Below are 18,346 nucleotides of genomic sequence, written 5' to 3'. Positions count from 1 at the left end.
ACCTACTCCGGTGGCGCCGCCAGGATCAACCGCAATGCGTGCTCGACGTCGAAATCCTGCCGCTGCTGCCGCAGCGCATCACCGCACTCGACAAGGGCCGGAAAGGTCTCCGGGTCGGCGTCGCGGCGCACCTGCTCCTGCACGGTCGGGCGGGTCAGCCCCGCGACCGCCGAGGCGGTCCGGGCGTCCACCAGCAGCGCGCCCAGCGTCAGTCGCCACGCTGCGGCATACCGGATCGCGGCGGTCTGGGGCGAGCACCCAGCGGCCCGCAGGGAGCCCAGCACGTCGTCGGTCGCGCGAGCTGCACTCGGGGCCATCAGGTCCCCGCGGGTCAGCGCGTCCAGAACCCATGGCCGAGAAGCCAATTCGCGGTGCAGCATGAGCATGACCTGGACGGCACGCTCGGCACCTGGATCCGGCAGAGGCGGCCACACCACCGCCTCGAACTCACGGTCGAGCAGGGCCACGAGCAGCTCGTCCCGGTCCTGCACATGACGGTAGAGCGCCATCGGCGACACCCCGAGTTCCCCTGCGAGCTTGCGCATGCTGAGGGCGTCCGCGCCGCCGACGGTGACGAGTCGCCCGGCGACGTCGAGGATCGCCTCCCGGGTCAGTCGCGGCGGGGCTGGCTTGTCGGACGGCACCCGGCGAGCGTACTGACCTCGCACCGGCGGCCCGACGCACCACGACGACGCGACTTACCAATCGGTAGCTGGAGGCCCGTCGAGGTGATTGAATGCCCGACTATGACCGTTTCGCCTCGGGTCCGCTTCGCGGACGTGCACGGACATCGCCGTGCCTACGTGAAGATCGGGTCGGGGCCGGTGTTGCTGTTGCTGCACGGCGTCGCCTGCGACCACCACACCTGGGACCCGGTCATCCGGCAACTCGCCCGCGACTACACGGTGATCGCACCCGACCTGCTCGGCCACGGTCAGTCGGCCAAGCCACGGGCCGACTACAGCCTGGGCGGTTTCGCCAACGGCATGCGCGACCTGCTGTCGGTGCTGGAGATCGACCGAGTCACGGTGGTGGGCCACAGCTTCGGCGGCGGGGTGGCGATGCAGTTCGCCTACCAATACCCGGAGTCGACCGAGCGCCTCGTGCTGGTTGCCCCCGGCGGCCTCGGCCCCGAGGTGAGCCCGGTCATCCGGTCGGTGACGACGCCCGGTTTCCACCACGTGATGGGCGCGCTGACTCTCCCCGGCATCCGGCACGTCAACACCGCCGCGCTGCGGCTCGCGCACGCCTGCCGGTTGCCGGGCACCCGCGACATCGACGAGATCGCCTCGATCTACGACTCCTTCAAAGACAGCCACCAGCGGGCCGCGGTGCGCCACGTGCTGCGAGCGGTCGTCGACTGGCACGGCCAGATCGTCACGATGACCGACCGCGCCTACCTCACCGAGGAGATGCCGCTCGCGGTCATCTGGGGCGCCGACGACCAGGTGATCCCGGCCCAGCACGCGCATAACGTCGCCGCCCTCGCCCCCGGCGCCGACGTGACCGTCATCCCGGACAGCGGCCACTTCCCGCATCGCGACCATCCCGGTGAATTCGTGCGTCTGGTAAGGCGATTCATCGCTTCGACGGAGCCCTCGTCATACGACCAGGAGAGGCTGCGGGAGCTGTTGCGCGACGGCCCGGGCCGGCGCATCCACCGCGCGCGGGCAGGCCGCCGGCCGGTCACGCCGCTGACCGGCCGCAAGGCACGACCCCTCACCGGCTGAGCACGAGTCGGCGCCGACTGCCTCCTCGGCCGGCGCGCCGCGAGTATGGTCGGGTTCCCGGATCATCGAGTCGTCGCGGAGGCGTCCATGCCCGCAACCCTTTCGGCCCGCGACCTGGTCGCGTTGGCTCAACGCGTCGGTTTCACGCTGACCGAGACCGGCGACCCGAACGCCGCACGCATCTACGTCTACACCGACCCCACGGACAACGTCGTCTATATCGGCAAGGCCGACAGCCTCACCCGTCACTCGAACGAGGCCACGTGGGTCAACGGAGGACCGGTCCACACAAGCGATGAGCTGGTCTCCGGCTTCGTCTACATGGTGCAGCGCAACAACGCCACACCGCGCTATTACCAAGTGAAACCAGCAGATAACGGTGATCCGGACTCCGTCGGGTTCGACGCCGCACAGGTCACCACCTTGATGGAGCAGAACGGTTGGAAGGCCAGGCCGGGCAACTACATCGAGGACCCAGCCGCCGTGGGCGCGGGCTGGCGAACAGCTGACCTTGAGAGCCTGCTCATCCGCATCTGCGTGCGCGTTGGTGTGCCGATCGCGAACGCAAGTTCGACCGGCCTGTGGGCAGAGGGCGTCTACGGCAAGGCACCCGACCTGCTCGCGGCCTTGCTGAGCGATGACATCGCAGCCTGCCTGCAAGGACCCGGACCCACGGACATCGCACCGGCTCGTGGAGCGCAACAGGCTGCCCTCGATGCCACCGAAGACGCAGTGAATGCGACCGCATTGGATGAACCCGAGCAGCCTCGGTGACTGTCTGTCAGGTCGGCGAGCTGCCGTCGGCGTGACCACGGATACTCTCGCGCCCGTGGACATCATCATCCGGCGGCGCGAGGACGCCGACCTGCCGGCGCTCGGCGCTCTTCTCGAGCGTGACCAGCCGACCACCCGCTACCCGTTCGTCTGGCCGTTCCCGGGCGGCTCCGACGCGTTCCTGCGCCGCAGCACCGAGGTGCAGTCGTGGACCGCCGAAGTCGACGGGCGACCCGTCGGGCACGCGTCGGTGACCACCGTGTCGGACGATCCGATCAGCCGCTCGTGGGCGGCGGCGCATCACGCCGAGATCTCCCAACTCCGTTGCATCTCAGCGTTGTTCGCCGACCTGACGCTCGCCGGGAGCGGCATCGGGTCACGCCTGCTGGCGACCGCGACGGAGTATGCCGCGGCCGGCGGCTACCCGGTGCTGGACGTCGTCGCCGCGCACGACACCCCGGTCAACCTCTATCTGAAGCGCGGCTGGCAGATCATCGGGACGACGCAGGCGCCCTGGCACCCCGAGCTCGACCTGGACCTGCCCATCCACCTGATGATCTTGCCGCGCAGCTTCGGGGAGTAGCGTCCGCGGGTATGACGAAGCTCGGTTACCAGATCCCGAATTTCAGCTATCCCGACATTCCCGCCGACCGCCTGTTCCCGACGGTCGTGCAGCAGGCGAAGGAGGCCGACTCCAGCGGCTTCGACACCGTCCTGGTGATGGACCACTTCTACCAACTGCCGATGCTCGGCGAGCCCGGCGAGCCGATGATCGAGTGCTACGTGCTCCTGTCGGCGCTCGCCCAGCACACCGAGCAGGTGCGGCTGTCGGCGCTGGTCACCGGCAACACCTACCGCAATCCCACGCTGCTCGCCAAGGAGGTCACGGCGCTCGACGTGGTCTCCGGCGGCCGCGCTCAGCTCGGCATCGGCGCGGGCTGGTTCGAACTCGAGCACGACTCTCTCGGCTACGAATTCGGCACCTTCACCGACCGGTTCGAGAAGCTCGAGGAGGCACTGCAGATCATCCTGCCGATGCTGCGCGGCGAGCGGCCGACGCTCGACGGCAAGCACTACCAGGTCAAGGAGGCGCTCAACTCCCCCGCGCCGCTGCGGCCGATCCCGGTGATGATCGGCGGCGCCGGCGAACGCAAGACGCTGCGGATGGTGGCCCAGTATGCCGACGAGTCCAACCTCATCTGCGCGGTCGACGACATACCGCGCAAGCTCGAGGCACTGGCCGGCCACTGCGACGCGCTCGGCCGGGACCGGTCGCAGATCACGGTGAGCTACCAGACCACCGCGTGCATCGCGCCGACCCACGAGGAGGCACAGCGCGAGCTCGACGACTACGTCGCCCGCAACCCGCGCGCGGCGAGCCGGCCCGGCTCGGCGATCGTCGGCTCGCCGGACGAGGTGGCCGCGGCATACGAGAAGCTGCTGGCCACCGGCATCGACGGCGTCACCGTGAACGCCCCTGCGAACGGCCACATCCCGGGCCGCGTGCAGTTGCTCGGCGAGACGCTGGCGCCGCTGATCAGGTAGGGCGGAGCGCCCTCACCAGCCGCGCTCGGCGAACTGGATCGACCGAGCCGGCTCGTCGACGTTGATGCCGACCATCGCCTCGCCGAGCCCGCGGGACACCTTGGCGATCACGTCGGGGTCGTCGTAGAAGGTCGTGGCCTTCACGATCGCCTCGGCGCGCTGCTCCGGGTTGCCCGACTTGAAGATGCCCGACCCGACGAAGACCCCCTCGGCGCCCAGCTGCATCATCATCGCGGCGTCGGCCGGGGTCGCGATGCCGCCGGCGGTGAAGAGCACGACCGGCAGCTTGCCCGCCTCGGCGACCTCGCGCACGAGTTCGTAGGGCGCCTGCAACTCCTTGGCCGCGACATACAGCTCGTCCTCGGGCAGGCTCTGCAGTCGGCGCAGCTCCTGCCGGATCTGGCGCATGTGGGTCGTGGCGTTGGAGACGTCGCCGGTGCCGGCCTCGCCCTTGGAGCGGATCATCGCCGCGCCCTCGGTGATCCGGCGCAACGCCTCGCCCAGGTTGGTCGCACCGCACACGAAGGGCACGGTGAACTCCCACTTGTCGATGTGGTTGGCGTAGTCGGCAGGGGTCAGCACCTCCGACTCGTCGATGTAGTCGACGCCGAGGCTCTGCAGCACCTGCGCCTCGACGAAGTGGCCGATGCGCGCCTTGGCCATCACCGGGATCGAGACGGCCTCGATGATGCCGTCGATCATGTCGGGGTCGCTCATCCGGGAGACGCCGCCCTGCGCGCGGATGTCGGCCGGCACCCGCTCCAGGGCCATGACCGCGACCGCACCGGCGTCCTCGGCGATCTTCGCCTGCTCGGGCGTGACGACGTCCATGATCACGCCGCCCTTCAACATCTCGGCCATCCCGCGCTTCACGCGGGCGGTGCCGGTCTGGGCGGCTTGCTGGGCGAGCTCGGTCACGGTGCACTCCATCTCGTTCGGTCCTACTGCGCACCCCAGCCTAAGCCCGTATGACGGCAGCAACCTGCCACGATGCGCGTTCTGGCATCATCCGGCCATGGCCAACTCTGGCCGAGGGGTGCGGTCGCGGTGTGCGCCCGGGCCACCTCAGACCCCGCCCGCCTCAGACCCCGTCCGGCAGCCGGTCGTCGAACTCCACCGGCGTCGGCAGGAGGGTGTGGCCGGCGAGCCCGAGGAAGCGCACCTGCGGACGGGCGCGCAGCCGCCGCACCTCGCGCACGGCCTCGTTGTGGAAGCGCCGGGCGATCTCCACCCGCTGCCCCGCCGAGCGCAGGAGGTCGAGCAGTTCGGGCAGCCCGTCCTCCTCGTCGCGCAACTGCGCGACGACGTCAGGGGTCAGGGTCGCCCGCAGCGTCTGGGTGAGCGCCGACTCGGTGGCGGTTCGCGCGGCCCCGATGCCGTCCTCGCGCACCTCCTCCTTGAGGTCCACCGCGTCCGAGGCATCGAGCGACGCACCGGCGGCGTCGGCCAGCAGCAGCGCGCTCGCCGGGTCGAGCACGCCGGCGCCGGCGAGTTCGCGCACCACCTCGGCCCGCCGCACCAGCTGCGCGTCCAGCGAGGCGACCGAACCCTCCACCCGGGCGTGCAGCCGATCCAGCCGCGCCGCGGTGTAGGACAAATACCACGCCAGCAGCGCGAGCACCGCGACGACGAACGCCGTCCACGCGAACAGCCGCATCAGCCGCGGCCTCGCAGCATCCGTCGGGACCGGTTGGCCGACGCGGTGTGCACCGGCTCCGGGTGCGCCGCGCGGCACGTCTCGTAGACGTCCATCACGTCGGCCGCCACCCGCGACCAGTCGAAGTCGCGAGCGCGCACCGCGCCCAGCGCGCTCAGCTCGTCGCGGCGACTGCGGTCGCCGAGCACCGCCAGCACCGTCGCCGCGAGGTCGGCGGGATCGCCGGTGCGGAAGGTGACGCCGGCCGGCCCACCGTCGAGGACGTCGCGGAAGGACGGCAGGTCGCTCGCGATCACCGGCGCGCCCGCGCTCATGGCCTCCACGAGGATGATCCCGAAGCTCTCCCCGCCGACGTTCGGCGCGACATACGCATCGACCGACCGCAGCAGCCGCGCCTTGTCGACATCGCTCACCATGCCGAGGAACTCGCAGGCGGCCACCACCTCCGCAGAGGTATGACGCAGCGCCTCGGCCGGGTCGCCGGGTCCGGCGACGATCAGCCGCAGCCCGGGCCGGGCCGCGAGCAGCCACGGCATCGCGTCGAGCAGGACGGCCAGCCCCTTGCGCGGCTCCTCCAGCCGGCCGAGGAAGGCGATCGTCGGCCGCTCGTCACTGCCCTGCCACTGCGCGGCGACCGGCGCCTGCGCGAAGCGGTCGACGTTGACGCCGTTGGGCACGATCACGGCGTCGGCCGCGCCCTCGTGCCGGTGGATGGTGCCGAGGGCCTCGCGGGAGACCGCGATCCGGCCGCTCAGCTTCTCCAGGTGCGGCTCGAGCAGCGGCATGAAGGTGAGCAGCACCCGCGACCGCAGCGTGCTGGAGTGGAAGGTGCCGACGACCGGCCCCTCGGCGGCCATCATCGCGAGCATCGACACGCTCGGCGAGAAGGGTTCGTGCACGTGCAGCACGTCGAACGCGCCACGGTCGATCCAGCGCCCCACCCGCGCGGCGGTGACCGGCCCGAAGAGCAGGCGGGCGACCGACCCGTTGTAGGGCACCGGCATCGCCCGGCCGGCCGGGTCGACGTAGTCCGGCAGCGCGGCGTCCTCGTCGGCCGGTGCGAGCACCCGCACGTGGTGCCCCTGTGCGATGAAGTGCTCGGCCAGGTCGCGCACGTGCAGTTGCACCCCGCCCGGCACGTCGAGCGCGTAGGGGTTGACGATGCCGATCCTCATCGCGCGGCGTCCCCGGTGAAGACCCGCTGCATCATGTGCCAGTCCTCGGTGTGCTCGCGGATCGTCTCCCCCAGGTCGTCGACGCACTGCTGGGTCATCCGGCGGACCTTCTCGGCGGCGCTGCCGTCGACCGGCGGCACGACGCGCGCGCCGAACCGGGCGACCACCCGGTGCTCGACGCTGCCGGGCACGCGCTCGTAGGTGACCGCGAGCGGGAAGAGCGCCGCGCCGGTCTCCAGCGCCAGCCGGGCCGGACCGACCGCGGCACGCGCAGGGTGTCCGCAGAGCGTGACCGCGACTCCGCGCGACGTCAGGTCGCGGTCGGAGAGCAGCGGCACGAAGCCGCCACGCGAAATCGCTTCTCGCAGTTGCGGATAGACGTCCGGTCCGCCGGTCAGCGGCAGGATGCGCATGCCCAGCGACTCGCGGAACGCGACGAATGCGTCGAAGACCGCCTCGGGCTTCAGCCGCTCCGCGACCGTGGTCACCGGCGCGAAGAAGTGGGTCGCCCAGGCGCCGCAGTGGTCCCAATTGCCGAGGTGGCCGAGGAAGAGCACCAGTGGCTCGCCGCACTCGACGATCGCGCGCGCCTCCGCGTCATACCCGGTCAGGCGGATGCCGCGATCGAGGGTCTGCGGGGTCTGGCGCGGCAGCCGGAAGGCGTCGCACCAGTAGCGCAGGTAGGACTTCAGGCCGGCGAGGACCAGCGCGTCGAGCTCGCTCGCGGACAGCTCGGGCCGCACCCGCGCGTAATTGCTGCGCAGCTGCTCGACCGACCTGCCGCCGCGCCGGTGCATCCGCTCGGCGACCTTGTCGAACACTCCGTATGCCGCCCGCGCGGGCAGCCGCTGCACCAGCGACCAGCCGGCGCGGTAGGCGAGGGTCTCCGCGCGGTCGCGCGGGCTCACTTCGCGGCGTCCAGCGCCTGACGCCGGACGGTGAGCATCCGCTGCAGCACGGTGATGAAACTGAAGATCGCGAGCAGCGCGAGCACCACGCCGAGCACCGCGGTGGGCAGGTGCAGCCACGGGATGCCGACGAGCCCGGTCGTGACGAGCACCGCGACGAGACGTTCGGAGCGCTCGGCGATGCCGACGTTGGCCGTCATACCGAGGCCCTCGGCGCGCGCCTTGGAGTAGGACACGACCATGCCGAGGATCAGGCAGGCGAGCGCCAGCCCGGCCATCGTGAGGTTCTGCCCGTCACCGGCATACCAGAGCACGAGCGCCCCGAAGATCGCCGCGTCGGCGACGCGGTCCAGGGTCGAGTCGAGGTAGGCGCCCCACACGCTCGAGCGGCCGGACATCCGGGCCATGTTGCCGTCGAGGGTGTCGGAGAAGATGAAGCAGGTGATGACAACCGTGCCCCAGAAGAACTCACCGCGCGGGTAGAACGCGAGCGCCCCCGCGCAGACGCCGAGGGTGCCGACGATGGTGACGACGTCGGGGCTGATCCCGAGGCGCAGGAACAGGCGCGCCACCGGGGTCATGATCTTGGCCATCGCGGCCCGCGCATATCGGTTGAGCATCGGCGCTCAGATTACTGGGCGTCGTGGGTCAGTCCTGCGGCCAGGCGTCGGCGAGCCGCGCGCGGGTGTCGGCGAGCAGCTCGGGCAGCGCCTTGGTCTGCGCCACGATCGGCAGGAAGTTGGCGTCGCCGCCCCACCGCGGCACCACGTGCTGGTGCAGGTGCGCCGCGACTCCCGCGCCGGCGACCTCGCCCTGGTTCATGCCGAGGTTGAAGCCGTGCGGCGCGGCCGCAGCGGTGACCGCCCGCATCGCCTGCTTGGTGAGCAAGGTGAACTCGGCGGTCTCCTCGTCGGTGAGGTCGAGATATCCCGGCACGTGCCGGTCGGGACAGACCAGCAGGTGGCCGGGGTTGTAGGGGAAGAGGTTGAGGATGACGAAGCAGGTCGCCCCCCGGTGCACGATGAGCGCGTCCTCGTCGCTCTTGGTCTGCGCCGCGCAGAACGGGCAGGCCACGTCGTCGTCCTCGTCGGGCTTCTCGGTGCGGATGTAGGCCATCCGGTGGGGAGTCCACAGGCGCTCGAACCCGTCGGGCACGCGCGCGAATTCGGTCTCCGGCTCGATCGCTGACGACATGGACCCGATCGTAGGCTGGTGCCCCGACCGACAGTTACCCCAACCGACGACAAGGAGTCGACATGCCGTTGCAGGGCGAGTACGCAGAAGAGAAGACCGGCTGGGTCGCCGACCAACTGGCGAAGATCGACGAGACCGGCACCACCGAGTCGGTCGACGTGATGGGTATGCCGGTGGTCGTCTACACCATGCGCGGCGCCAAGAGCGGAAAGCTGCGCCGGGTGCCGCTGATGCGGGTCGAGCACGACGGGACGTATGCCGCGGTCGCCTCCAAGGGCGGGGCGCCGGAGAACCCGGCCTGGTTCTACAACATCGTGGCTCACCCTGAGGTTGAGGTGCAGGACGGCACGAGCAAGCACGACGGGGTGGCGCGCGAGATCACCGGCGCCGAGCGGGACGAGTGGTGGGAGCGTGCAGTCGCGGCATACCCGCCCTACGCGGAGTACCAGACCAAGACCGACCGGCAGATTCCGGTGTTCGTGATCGAGCCGGTCAAGTAGCCGGCAGGCGGCCTGACAGGACGAGCTGCATCAGCGTGTCCTGCGGGCCGCCGAAGCCCGCCCGGCGGTAGAACGCCCGCGCCTCGTCGGTCGCGTTCAGCTGCACCCGGGAGAGGCCACGCTCCCGGGCGAAGGCGACGACCTGGTCCATCAGCCGCTGCCCGAGGCCCTGACCGCGCAGGTCCGGGTCGACGTAGAAGCCACTGAGGTGCAGCCACCCGCCGGCCGGCCGGCGCAGGCTCGGCAGGCTGGTGACGAGCGCGCCGATCGCGAAGCCGACCGGGTTGCCGTCCGGTCGCCGGGCGATCCACGCCGGCCTGCTCGCCGCGGCGTCCAGCCAGGCATCGGCGAACTCGTCGAGGAAGCCCGGCCTGTTCGGGGCGCCGCCCGCCAGGTCCCAGCGCAACGTCATCGCGGCGAGCGCGAACGCGTCGTCCCGCCTCGGGCGCGCACGTTCGATCCGGATCCGGTCCACTTGGCTCACGTGCGGGAGTTTTCCATGGTTCGGTGGGTCGTATGGCGATAGACCCTCGCCATACGACCATCCCGCGAAGGAGCAGATCCGTGAGCGCAGTCCTCAATCCCTACCTCAACTTCACCGGCCAGGCCCGGGAGGCGATGGACTTCTACAAGTCGGTCTTCGGCGGCGAGGTGTCCGCGATGACCTTCGAGCAGGTCAACCCGAACGACGAGAAGATCGACCCGGTCGACGCGAACAAGATCATGCACTCGCAGCTGGAGACACCGGCCGGCTTCACGCTGATGGCCTCCGACGTGCCGCAGGCGATGCAGCCGATGCCCAACGGCGGCATCAGCCTGTCCGGCGACAGCGCCGACGACTTGCGCGGCTACTGGGAGAAGCTCACCGACCACGCCCAGGTGCTGATGCCGCTGTCGAAGCAGGCGTGGGGCGACGAGTTCGGGATGCTGATCGACAAGTTCGGCGTCAACTGGCTGATGAACATCAGCGGCCCGCGCTGATCGGGAGCACGCGCCATACCTTTGCCGAATCCTGTACTGCACTCGACCCGGCGTTTACCAACGCACTGCTTCAATCCGGGCATGCGCACACCCACGATTCTGCACGCGACGGCGGTCGCCGGCCTTGCCGCCGCGACCCTTGCGATCTCGGCCGGACCGGCCTCCGCCGTCACCAAACTCAGTCAGTCGTCCGCGGCCTCGCAGCTGCGATCGGCCGGCATCACCTGGTCCTCCAGCGGTGGCTGCACGACCCGCAGCAACTCCAGCTGCACCTCGTTCGAGCAGATCAACCAGACGACGGTGAGCGGCCTGATCACCCTGAAGCGGGCGAGCGGCTGCGCGATCAACGTCACCGGCGGCACCGAGGTCGGTCACGCCTCGGGCACCTACAGCCACTACAACGGCTACAAGGCCGACATCTCCAAGAACACCTGCATCAACAGCTACATCAAGAACTCGTTCACCTACATCGGCCTGCGCGGTGACGGCTATCCGCAGTGGAAGGCCGCCTCCGGCAACCTCTACTGCGACGAGGGCAGCCACTGGGACATCACCTACTACACCAGCGGCGGCTGATCCTCGCGTCCGCTCAGGTTGACGACGCGCTCACCAGGCTGGGTGTCGCACGCATCGCAATCGAGGCCGACGACTCCCTGAGGCTCGCCGAGATCCGGGCGACGACGGGCCCGAAGATGCCGGACTGTTGCGTGTTGGTGCAGTTCGCGCAGACCTGGTGCAGCCCCCAAGGGCCTCGAGTCCGGTGGGGGCTGCACCTGCTCCAACTCACGGCACGGCGGGCGAGTTCCGGGTCAGACCTGTCGCTTGTCGGCGATCGCGGCCTGGATCTCCTCGACCGCCTCGGCGACCGGCACACCGTTGCGCTGCGAGCCGTCGCGGTAGCGGAAGGACACCGCGCCTGCCGTGCGGTCCTCGTCGCCGGCGATCAGCACGAACGGCACCTTGGACTTGCTGGCGTTGCGGATCTTCTTCGGGAAGCGGTCGTCGGAGTCGTCCAGCTCGACGCGAATCCCCTTCTCCTGCAAGGTGTCCAACACGTCCTGCAGGTATGGCGCAAACTCCTCCGCGACCGGCACCCCGAGGACCTGCACCGGCGACAGCCAGGGCGGGAAGGCGCCCGCGTAGTGCTCGACGAGCACCCCGAGGAAGCGCTCGATGGACCCGAACTTCGCCGAGTGGATCATCACCGGCTCCTGCCGGCTGCCGTCCGAGGCCTGGAACTCCAGCCCGAAGCGGTGCGGCTGGTTGAAGTCGTACTGGATGGTCGACATCTGCCAGGTGCGCCCGATCGCGTCGCGCGCCTGCACCGAGATCTTCGGGCCGTAGAACGCCGCACCGCCCGGGTCGGGCACCAGCTCCAGGCCGGACTCGGTGGCGACCTGCTCCAGGATCGCGGTCGCGGTCTCCCACTGCTCGTCGGTGCCGATGAACTTGTCCTTCTTGTCGCCCTCGGTGTCGCGGGTCGACAGCTCCAGGTAGAAGTCGTCGAGACCGAAGTCGCGCAGCAGCGACAGCACGAAGCCCAGCAGGTGCCGGATCTCGCCGGGTGCCTGCTCGGCGGTGACGTAGGAGTGCGAGTCGTCCTGCGTCATACCGCGCACGCGGGTGAGGCCGTGCACCACGCCCGACTTCTCGTAGCGGTAGACCGAGCCGAATTCGAAGAAACGCAAAGGCAGTTCGCGGTAGGAGCGGCCGCGCGAGGAATAGATGAGGTTGTGCATCGGGCAGTTCATCGCCTTGAGGCGATATTGCGCGCCCTCCAGCTCCATGCCCGGGAACATCGTCTCGGCGTAGTAGGGCAGGTGTCCACTGGTGTGGAAGAGGCCGTCCTTGGAGATGTGCGGGGTGCCGACATACTGGAAGCCCTCCTCGATGTGCCGGCGGCGGACGTAGTCCTCCATCTCCCGCTTGATGACCCCGCCCTTGGGGTGGAAGACCGGCAGCCCCGACCCGAGCTCCTCGGGGAAGCTGAACAGGTCGAGCTCGGCACCCAGCTTGCGGTGGTCGCGCTTCTCGGCCTCGGCCAGGCGGTCGAGGTAGGCCTTCAGCTCCTCCTTGCTCGGCCACGCGGTGCCGTAGATCCGCTGCAGCTGCGGGTTCTTCTCCGAGCCGCGCCAGTATGCCGCGGCCGACCGCATCACCTTGAACGCGTTGCCGATCAGCTTGGTCGACGGCAGGTGCGGCCCGCGGCACAGGTCGCCCCAGGCGACGGTGCCGTCGCGGCGCACGTTGTCGTAGATGGTGAGGCCGCCCTCGCCGACCTCCGCGTCGGCGCCCTCCGCGGCTTCGCCGGCCTTCGACTTCAGCCCGATAAGCTCGAGTTTGTAGGGTTCCGAGGCGAGTTCGGTCCGGGCGTCGGCGTCGGAGATCTCACGCCGGTGGAAGGTCTGCCCCTCGTTGATGATCTTCTGCATCGCCTTCTCGAGGGCCTTGAGGTCCTCGGGGGTGAACGGCGTCTCGACGTCGAAGTCGTAGTAGAAACCGTCGGTGATCGGCGGGCCGATCCCGAGCTTGGCGTCCGGGTTGACCTGCTGCACGGCCTGCGCGAGCACGTGTGCGGTCGAGTGGCGCAACACATTGACGCCGTCCGGGGAGTCGACCGGCACCGGCTCGACGCTGGCACCGGCGGGCACCTCACGGAAGAGATCCTGCAGCTCACCGTCGACCCTCATCGCCACGATGCGACGGTCGCCACCGAACAGCTCGGTACCGGTCGTCGGCGTGTCGACCCGCTGTCCAGCGGCGGTGGTCGAGTCTTGCTCGGCGGACAAGGGTGTTCTCCTTCGGGGAGCTGATGCGGGCGGGAATTGCAGCGGGCTCAGGCTAGTCGGTGGGTGACGATTAGGGTTGCCCGGCATGGGGGAACGATCGCGCGACACCGGGCAGCTGCGGATGGCGGGGCTGATCGCCGTGCTCTGGCTGGCGAGCCGCGGCGCGTTGCTGCTGATCCATCGCCGGGAGACCGACATCGACGGCGACATCGGCTATTTCAGCGACGTCCTGCAGCAGCACGACATCACCCGGATGCTCACCGAGTACCCCACTCCGGTCGTCGCCCTGATGTGGCCGATGCACCTGATCGCCGGCACCGACGGCGACCGTTTCCGCCAGCTGTTCGTCGCCACCATGCTGCTCGTCGACCTGCTCTTCACCGCCTACTTGGTGCACCTCGGCCGGCGCTCGCGTGACTACCTCGGCGCCTTCGCCTGGATCGGTTTCGGGCTGTGCCTCGGTCCGCTGCTGATCTTCCGTTTCGATCTGTTGCCAGGCGTTTTCGCGGCCGTCGCCATCGGCCTGTCGGCCCGTGCCCCGATCCGGGCCGGCATCTCCGCCGCGCTGGGGTTCGCCTTCAAACTGTGGCCGATCGTGCTGGTGCCCATGCTCGCCACCCGCGGGCAGCAGCTCCGTCGCTCGGCCGCCGCGGCAGCGCTGACGGTCGTGGTGCTGGTCGACGTCTCGATGGTGTTCGCAGGTGTCGAGCGCACGCTCTCGCCGCTGACGTGGCAGCGCGACCGTGGCCTGCAGGTCGAGTCGTTGGTCGCCACGCCGCTGATGTTCGACCGGCTGCGGCATCCGGACCGCTGGCGGGTGGAATACGCGCACAACGCGTGGGAGATCAACGGCCCGTGGACCGCCGCCGCGCAGCACACCGCGACCGCCCTGATCGGGGTCGCGATCCTCGTCATCGCCTTCCTCTGGTGGCGTTGCTTCCGGGTCCGGCACGAGCGCCCCGAGCTGACCGCCTGGCTCTGCCTGGCGGTGATCTGCCTGATCGTGGTCACCGACAAGACGTTCAGCCCGCAATATCTGCTGTGGATCGCCCCGCCGGCGGCGCTCGTGCTGGCCACCTGGCCCCGGGTGCTCGCCCCGCGCGTGCTGATGGGGGCTCTGCTGCTCATCGCGCTCACCACCCAGCAGCTCTACCCGGTGCACTACAACGCGATGATCGCGACGCCGCCGGCCGCGTTGTCGGTGTGGCTGCTCGTCGTGCGCAACGTCATGCTCCTGGCCGTCACCGTGGGCCTCTGCCTCTATGTATGGCGGCAGAGTCTGCTGCCGCAGGCGTCAGCCGAGCACCAGGGCGATGAGCAGCACGATGAAGACGACGACGGCGATCGCGCCGAGCAGCAACCAACGCGTCGACGTCGGTGAGTGGGCCGCCGAGGACGCGGCGGACGACGCTGCCGGCGATGCGGCGGTCGGCGCCGGCCCGGCAGGTTGCGGCATCCGCACCGCCTGCGGCGGATGCGGTCGTGCGGCCGGAGTAGCAGGCCGTGCGGACGGTCGCGGTGCAGCCGATCGCGGCACCGGCCGAGCCGGTGGGACGCCCGGGGCGGGCGGACCAGTAACAGGAGCAGGAGCAGGAGCAGGTGCCGCCATCGCGGCCTTCGCCGCCCGCATCAGCTCCCCCGCGGTCGCCGGCCGGTCGGCCGGTCGCTTGGCCATCCCCCGCGCGACGACGCGGTCGAGCGCCACCGGCAGGTCGGGACGGCGCCGCCGCAGCGGCGGCGGCGGGGTGCGCAGGTGCGCCGCGATGACTGCGGCGGTGTCCGGCCCCGGGAACGGCTTGCTGCCGGTGAGCGCCTGGTAGAGCACGCAGGCGAGTGAGTAGACGTCGCTGCGCGCGTCGGCCCGCGGCGACTGCCCGAAGCGCTCGGGCGCCATGTAGGCGGCACTGCCGACGACCTCCCCCTCGCCGGTGACGTCGCCCTCCCCCGGCGTCGCCGCGATGCCGAAGTCGACCAGGTAGGTGAACCCGCGCGGGTCGACCAGGATGTTGGAGGGTTTCACGTCGCGGTGCACCAGACCCGCACGATGGGCGGACTCGAGCGCATCGGCGATCTGACCGAGGATGTCGAGCACGCGGGACACCTCGAGTTGCCCCATCGCGAGCAGCTGCGCCAGGTTGCGGCCCTCGACCAGGCGCATGTCGAGGTAGAGCCGGCCGTCGATCTCGCCATACCCGTGGATCGGGATCACGTGCGGGTCGGTGAGCCGCGCGACGATCTCGGCCTCGCGCTGGAAGCGGGCGCGGTAGTCGGCGTGGGTGGCGACGTCGAGGTTCATCACCTTGAGGGCCACGTCCCGCCCGAGCCGGGTGTCGGTCGCCCGGGCGACCTGCCCCATGCCGCCGCGGCCGATCACCTCACGCAGCGTGTAGTGCCCGAATCGAGCACCCATGCGCGGCTCGGCATCACCAGGACTCACCGGGCCGCACCGCCACGCCAACGCAACTGCTGCTTGAACACGACGCAAAGATTAACTGCCACGCCGTGCGGCCCGCGCGTGCCGTGCACGACCTACCGCTCGGCGTCCGTTACCTTTAAGGGTGAACCGTGTTCGTGGGATCGGGGCCGCGAACGGCACACCGGTGGCGAGCTACGCCGCCGCCCGACCATCTCACGGGCCTTCGACCCCGCAGACTGCGCCGCCTCGTTGAGCCAGGAGAGCCTTCCATGACTGCCACCGCCACGATCCGCAAGTGGGTCGGTCAGCGGCTACTGTCCACCGCCACTGGACGATCGTCAGGCATTTCCGGCCTGGGCGTGTTGCCCAAGAAGCTCACCATGCCGCTGCGCCGCGACGGCCTCGACCCGCTGCCCGCACTCGCGACCATGCGTGCCAAGGAGCCGGTGCACCGGATGCGCCGGGTGCTCGGCATCAACGTGTGGGTGGTGAGCGGCTACGAGGAGGCCAAGTCGGTGCTCGCCGACACCTCCAGCTACTCCACCGACATCCGCCCGATGCTCGGCATGGGCGCCGACGTCACCATCGGCGGCCTCGGCTTCACCGACCCGCCCGAGCACACCCGGTTGCGCAAGATCCTCACCCCGGAGTTCACCGTGCGGCGACTGCAGCACCTGCAGCCGGTGATCGACCGCATCGTGCAGGAACGCCTCGACGCGATGGAGGCCGCCGGCCCGGTCGTGGACCTGGTGCAGGAGTTCGCCTTCCCGATCCCCTTCCTCGTGATCTGCGAGCTGCTGGGACTGCCGGTCGAGGACCGCGAGCGCTTCCGCGCCCTCGGCCACGCCCGCTTCGACATCGCCGAGGGCGGCGCCGGCGTGTTCGGCGCCATGTCGGAGTCGCGCACGTTCCTGGAGGAGGCGGTGCGCCGTCAGCGCGCCGAGCCCGGCGACGGGCTGATCGGCCAGATCATCCGCGACCTCGGTGACGAGGTCAGCGACGAGGAGCTCGGCGGGCTCGCCGACGGCGTCTTCACCGGCGGCTACGAGACCTCGGCGAGCATGCTCTCCCTCGGCACGCTGGCCCTGCTGCGCGACCCCGACTGCTACGCCGAGGCCGGACGGCCGGACCGGGTCGACGACGTCGTCGCGGAGTTGCTGCGCTACCTGGCGGTCGTGCAGATCTCCTTCCCCCGCTTCGCCAAGGCCGACCTCGAGCTCTACGGCAAGAAGATCGCCAAGGGCGACGTGGTGATCGTGTCGCTGTCCGGCGCCAACCGGGACCCGGCGCTCGGCGCCCACGCCGACCGCCTCGACCCGAGCGTCGAGCGGCCGTCCCACCTCGGCTTCGGGCACGGCTTCCACCGGTGCGTCGGCGCCGAGCTGGCGCGCATGGAGCTGCGCGCCGCCTTCCTCGGGCTGGTGGGCCGCTTCCCGCACCTGCAGCTCGCGGCGCGGCCCGAGGACCTGCAGTTCCGTGACCTGTCGATCGTCTACGGCGTCGAGTCCCTGCCGGTGCGCCTGCACCCGGACGAAGCCACCCGATGAGGATCGTCCACGTCGCCGACTCCTTCCCTCCCGACGTCGGGGGCATCGAGCGTCAGGTCGAGATGCTCGCCGGCGCCCAGCGCGCCGACGGGCACGACGTCTCGGTGATCACCGCGGTCAACAAGCCGCCCAACGGGGACGCCGGTGGCCTCGACGTGCACCGCGGGCTGCGGGTCCGCTGGCTGACGATCGCCTTTCCGAGCCTCAACGCGCGGATGGTCGCCCAGGTGCTCGACCGCGAGCCGGTCGACGTGGTGCACGCGCACTTCACCGTCGCCTCACCGATCGCGGTGTATGTCGCCCGGGCCGCGCACAAGCGCGGCATCCCCGTGGCGGTCACCGTGCACTCGGTGTGGTGGAAGGTCGCGGTCGCGCACCGCTTCGTCACCTGGGTCTTCTTCGGCCCTGCTCCCCTGCGTCCGGTCTACTCGGGCGTCAGCAGCATGATCGCCGGGCACATCAAGCGCACCTACCCGCGGGAGAAGACCGTGTCGGTGGTGCCCAATCTGGTCGACACGGACTGGTGGAAGCCGACCGAGCCGCCGCAGCACCAGACCGGCGTGCCGGAGTTTCGCATCGTGCTCGTCGGCCGGCTGAAGAAGCGCAAGCAGATCGACGAGTTCATCGAGATCATGTCGCGGGTGAAGGCGAAAGTCGCTGCGGGCACGCCGGTTTCGGTGTCGATCGTCGGCGCCGGGCCGCGGCGTGACGAGCTCAACAAGCAGATCGAGGAGCTCGATCTCGGCGACTGGATCACGCTGCTCGGTCACCGCACGCCCGAGCAGATCCGCGACCTGCTGCACGAGGCCGACCTCTTCATCGCGCCCTCCCGCAAGGAAGCGTTCGGCATCGCGGCCCTGGAGGCCCGCAGCGCCGGCGTGCCGGTGCTCGGCTACCGCTTCACCGGCCTCGCCGACTTCATCCGCAGCGGTGTCGAGGGACTGCTGGTCGAGGACCAGGACGACATGGTCGACACCCTCGCCAAGGTGCTGGTCGACCGGGAGGGCCTGGACCAGCTGAAGACCTCGACGCGCAGCCACTCACCGTCGGTGACGTTCGCCGACGCGATGGAGGCGACCTACGCGTTCTACCGCCGCGCCCGCCAGGAGCTCGGGCGCGGCTGACGCCCG

The 18,346-nt window shown here is 70.1% G+C and carries 20 protein-coding genes; 10 read left to right on the top strand and 10 right to left on the bottom strand.

All coding sequences use genetic code 11. From position 1 onward, the window contains the following. Window positions 1–2: 2 nt before the first annotated feature. Entirely contained in the window at window positions 3–644 is a 642-nt protein-coding gene (locus tag HJ588_RS16145) for a TetR family transcriptional regulator (protein ID WP_171157571.1), read from the bottom strand. 102 nt (window positions 645–746) lie between these two features. On the opposite strand from HJ588_RS16145, the gene HJ588_RS16140 reads away from it, so the two are divergent. The 4 genes from HJ588_RS16140 (at window position 747) to HJ588_RS16125 (ending at window position 4,049) form a co-directional block, all read left to right on the top strand. Further along, window positions 747–1,730 (top strand): alpha/beta fold hydrolase, encoded by a 984-nt coding sequence (locus HJ588_RS16140; protein WP_171157569.1) that lies wholly within the window; start codon window positions 747–749, stop codon window positions 1,728–1,730. A gap of 87 nt (window positions 1,731–1,817) precedes the next feature. Beyond that, complete coding sequence (locus HJ588_RS16135) at window positions 1,818–2,504, top strand: hypothetical protein (protein ID WP_171157567.1); 687 nt, start codon at window positions 1,818–1,820, stop codon at window positions 2,502–2,504. Between the two features lie 55 nt (window positions 2,505–2,559). After that, window positions 2,560–3,087 (top strand): GNAT family N-acetyltransferase, encoded by a 528-nt coding sequence (locus tag HJ588_RS16130; RefSeq protein WP_171157565.1) that lies wholly within the window; start codon window positions 2,560–2,562, stop codon window positions 3,085–3,087. Between the two features lie 11 nt (window positions 3,088–3,098). Beyond that, window positions 3,099–4,049 (top strand): LLM class F420-dependent oxidoreductase, encoded by a 951-nt coding sequence (locus tag HJ588_RS16125; protein ID WP_171157562.1) that lies wholly within the window; start codon window positions 3,099–3,101, stop codon window positions 4,047–4,049. A 12-nt stretch (window positions 4,050–4,061) separates the two neighbouring features. On the opposite strand, the gene pdxS is transcribed toward HJ588_RS16125, so the two are convergent. The 6 genes from pdxS to HJ588_RS16095 all read right to left on the bottom strand — a co-directional run bounded on the left by pdxS (window position 4,062) and on the right by HJ588_RS16095 (window position 8,983). After that, window positions 4,062–4,979, bottom strand: coding sequence for a pyridoxal 5'-phosphate synthase lyase subunit PdxS (gene pdxS, locus HJ588_RS16120; RefSeq protein ID WP_171157560.1), 918 nt, complete (start codon window positions 4,977–4,979; stop codon window positions 4,062–4,064). Window positions 4,980–5,130: 151 nt separating this feature from the next. After that, window positions 5,131–5,706: a hypothetical protein gene (locus HJ588_RS16115; RefSeq protein ID WP_171157558.1), complete on the bottom strand. Its 576-nt coding sequence runs from the start codon at window positions 5,704–5,706 to the stop codon at window positions 5,131–5,133. Then, entirely contained in the window at window positions 5,706–6,881 is a 1,176-nt protein-coding gene (locus HJ588_RS16110; RefSeq protein WP_171157556.1) for a glycosyltransferase family 4 protein, read from the bottom strand. Before HJ588_RS16110 ends, HJ588_RS16115 begins: the two co-directional genes overlap by 1 nt. After that, a complete protein-coding gene (locus tag HJ588_RS16105) occupies window positions 6,878–7,789 on the bottom strand; it encodes a phosphatidylinositol mannoside acyltransferase (RefSeq protein ID WP_171157554.1) in 912 nt (303 codons plus the stop codon). The genes HJ588_RS16110 and HJ588_RS16105 overlap by 4 nt, the downstream gene beginning before the upstream one ends. Further along, a complete protein-coding gene (gene pgsA, locus HJ588_RS16100; protein ID WP_171157552.1) occupies window positions 7,786–8,409 on the bottom strand; it encodes a phosphatidylinositol phosphate synthase in 624 nt (207 codons plus the stop codon). The genes HJ588_RS16105 and pgsA overlap by 4 nt, the downstream gene beginning before the upstream one ends. A 28-nt stretch (window positions 8,410–8,437) precedes the next feature. Next, window positions 8,438–8,983, bottom strand: coding sequence for an HIT family protein (locus HJ588_RS16095; protein ID WP_171157550.1), 546 nt, complete (start codon window positions 8,981–8,983; stop codon window positions 8,438–8,440). A 62-nt stretch (window positions 8,984–9,045) separates the two neighbouring features. On the opposite strand from HJ588_RS16095, the gene HJ588_RS16090 reads away from it, so the two are divergent. Then, window positions 9,046–9,483, top strand: coding sequence for a nitroreductase family deazaflavin-dependent oxidoreductase (locus HJ588_RS16090; protein WP_171157548.1), 438 nt, complete (start codon window positions 9,046–9,048; stop codon window positions 9,481–9,483). On the opposite strand, the gene HJ588_RS16085 is transcribed toward HJ588_RS16090, so the two are convergent. Then, window positions 9,476–9,967, bottom strand: a complete 492-nt coding sequence (locus HJ588_RS16085; protein WP_171157546.1) for a GNAT family N-acetyltransferase — start codon at window positions 9,965–9,967, stop codon at window positions 9,476–9,478. The genes HJ588_RS16090 and HJ588_RS16085 overlap by 8 nt on opposite strands. 80 nt (window positions 9,968–10,047) lie before the next feature. Here HJ588_RS16085 and HJ588_RS16080 point away from each other — a divergent pair, with 80 nt between their 5' ends. Next, window positions 10,048–10,464: a VOC family protein gene (locus HJ588_RS16080; RefSeq protein ID WP_171157544.1), complete on the top strand. Its 417-nt coding sequence runs from the start codon at window positions 10,048–10,050 to the stop codon at window positions 10,462–10,464. Window positions 10,465–10,545: 81 nt separating this feature from the next. Continuing rightward, the gene (locus tag HJ588_RS16075; protein ID WP_171157542.1) at window positions 10,546–11,040 is read left to right on the top strand and encodes a hypothetical protein; all 495 of its coding nucleotides are present in this window, start codon (window positions 10,546–10,548) and stop codon (window positions 11,038–11,040) included. Between the two features lie 233 nt (window positions 11,041–11,273). Here HJ588_RS16075 and thrS read toward each other — a convergent pair whose 3' ends face one another. Beyond that, complete coding sequence (gene thrS / locus HJ588_RS16070) at window positions 11,274–13,253, bottom strand: threonine--tRNA ligase (RefSeq protein ID WP_246242729.1); 1,980 nt, start codon at window positions 13,251–13,253, stop codon at window positions 11,274–11,276. Window positions 13,254–13,338: 85 nt separating this feature from the next. Here thrS and HJ588_RS16065 point away from each other — a divergent pair, with 85 nt between their 5' ends. Then, on the top strand, window positions 13,339–14,634 hold the full coding sequence (locus HJ588_RS16065; protein ID WP_171157538.1) for a DUF4184 family protein: 1,296 nt from the start codon (window positions 13,339–13,341) through the stop codon (window positions 14,632–14,634). Here the strand turns inward: HJ588_RS16065 and HJ588_RS19830 are convergent. Beyond that, a complete protein-coding gene (locus HJ588_RS19830) occupies window positions 14,548–15,690 on the bottom strand; it encodes a protein kinase domain-containing protein (protein WP_171157535.1) in 1,143 nt (380 codons plus the stop codon). The genes HJ588_RS16065 and HJ588_RS19830 overlap by 87 nt on opposite strands. 248 nt (window positions 15,691–15,938) lie before the next feature. Here HJ588_RS19830 and HJ588_RS16055 point away from each other — a divergent pair, with 248 nt between their 5' ends. Both HJ588_RS16055 and HJ588_RS16050 read left to right on the top strand, forming a co-directional pair. Then, a complete protein-coding gene (locus HJ588_RS16055) occupies window positions 15,939–17,216 on the top strand; it encodes a cytochrome P450 (RefSeq protein ID WP_171157533.1) in 1,278 nt (425 codons plus the stop codon). Next, window positions 17,213–18,340, top strand: coding sequence for a glycosyltransferase family 4 protein (locus tag HJ588_RS16050; protein ID WP_171157531.1), 1,128 nt, complete (start codon window positions 17,213–17,215; stop codon window positions 18,338–18,340). The genes HJ588_RS16055 and HJ588_RS16050 overlap by 4 nt, the downstream gene beginning before the upstream one ends. The last annotated feature ends 6 nt before the right edge of the window (window positions 18,341–18,346 follow it).

This window comes from Flexivirga aerilata, assembly GCF_013002715.1.
In the GTDB taxonomy this organism is placed as follows: Bacteria; Actinomycetota; Actinomycetes; order Actinomycetales; family Dermatophilaceae; genus Flexivirga; species Flexivirga aerilata.
The sequence above is the reverse complement of the archived record's forward strand: the minus strand, read 5'-3'. Positions and strand labels throughout refer to the sequence as shown.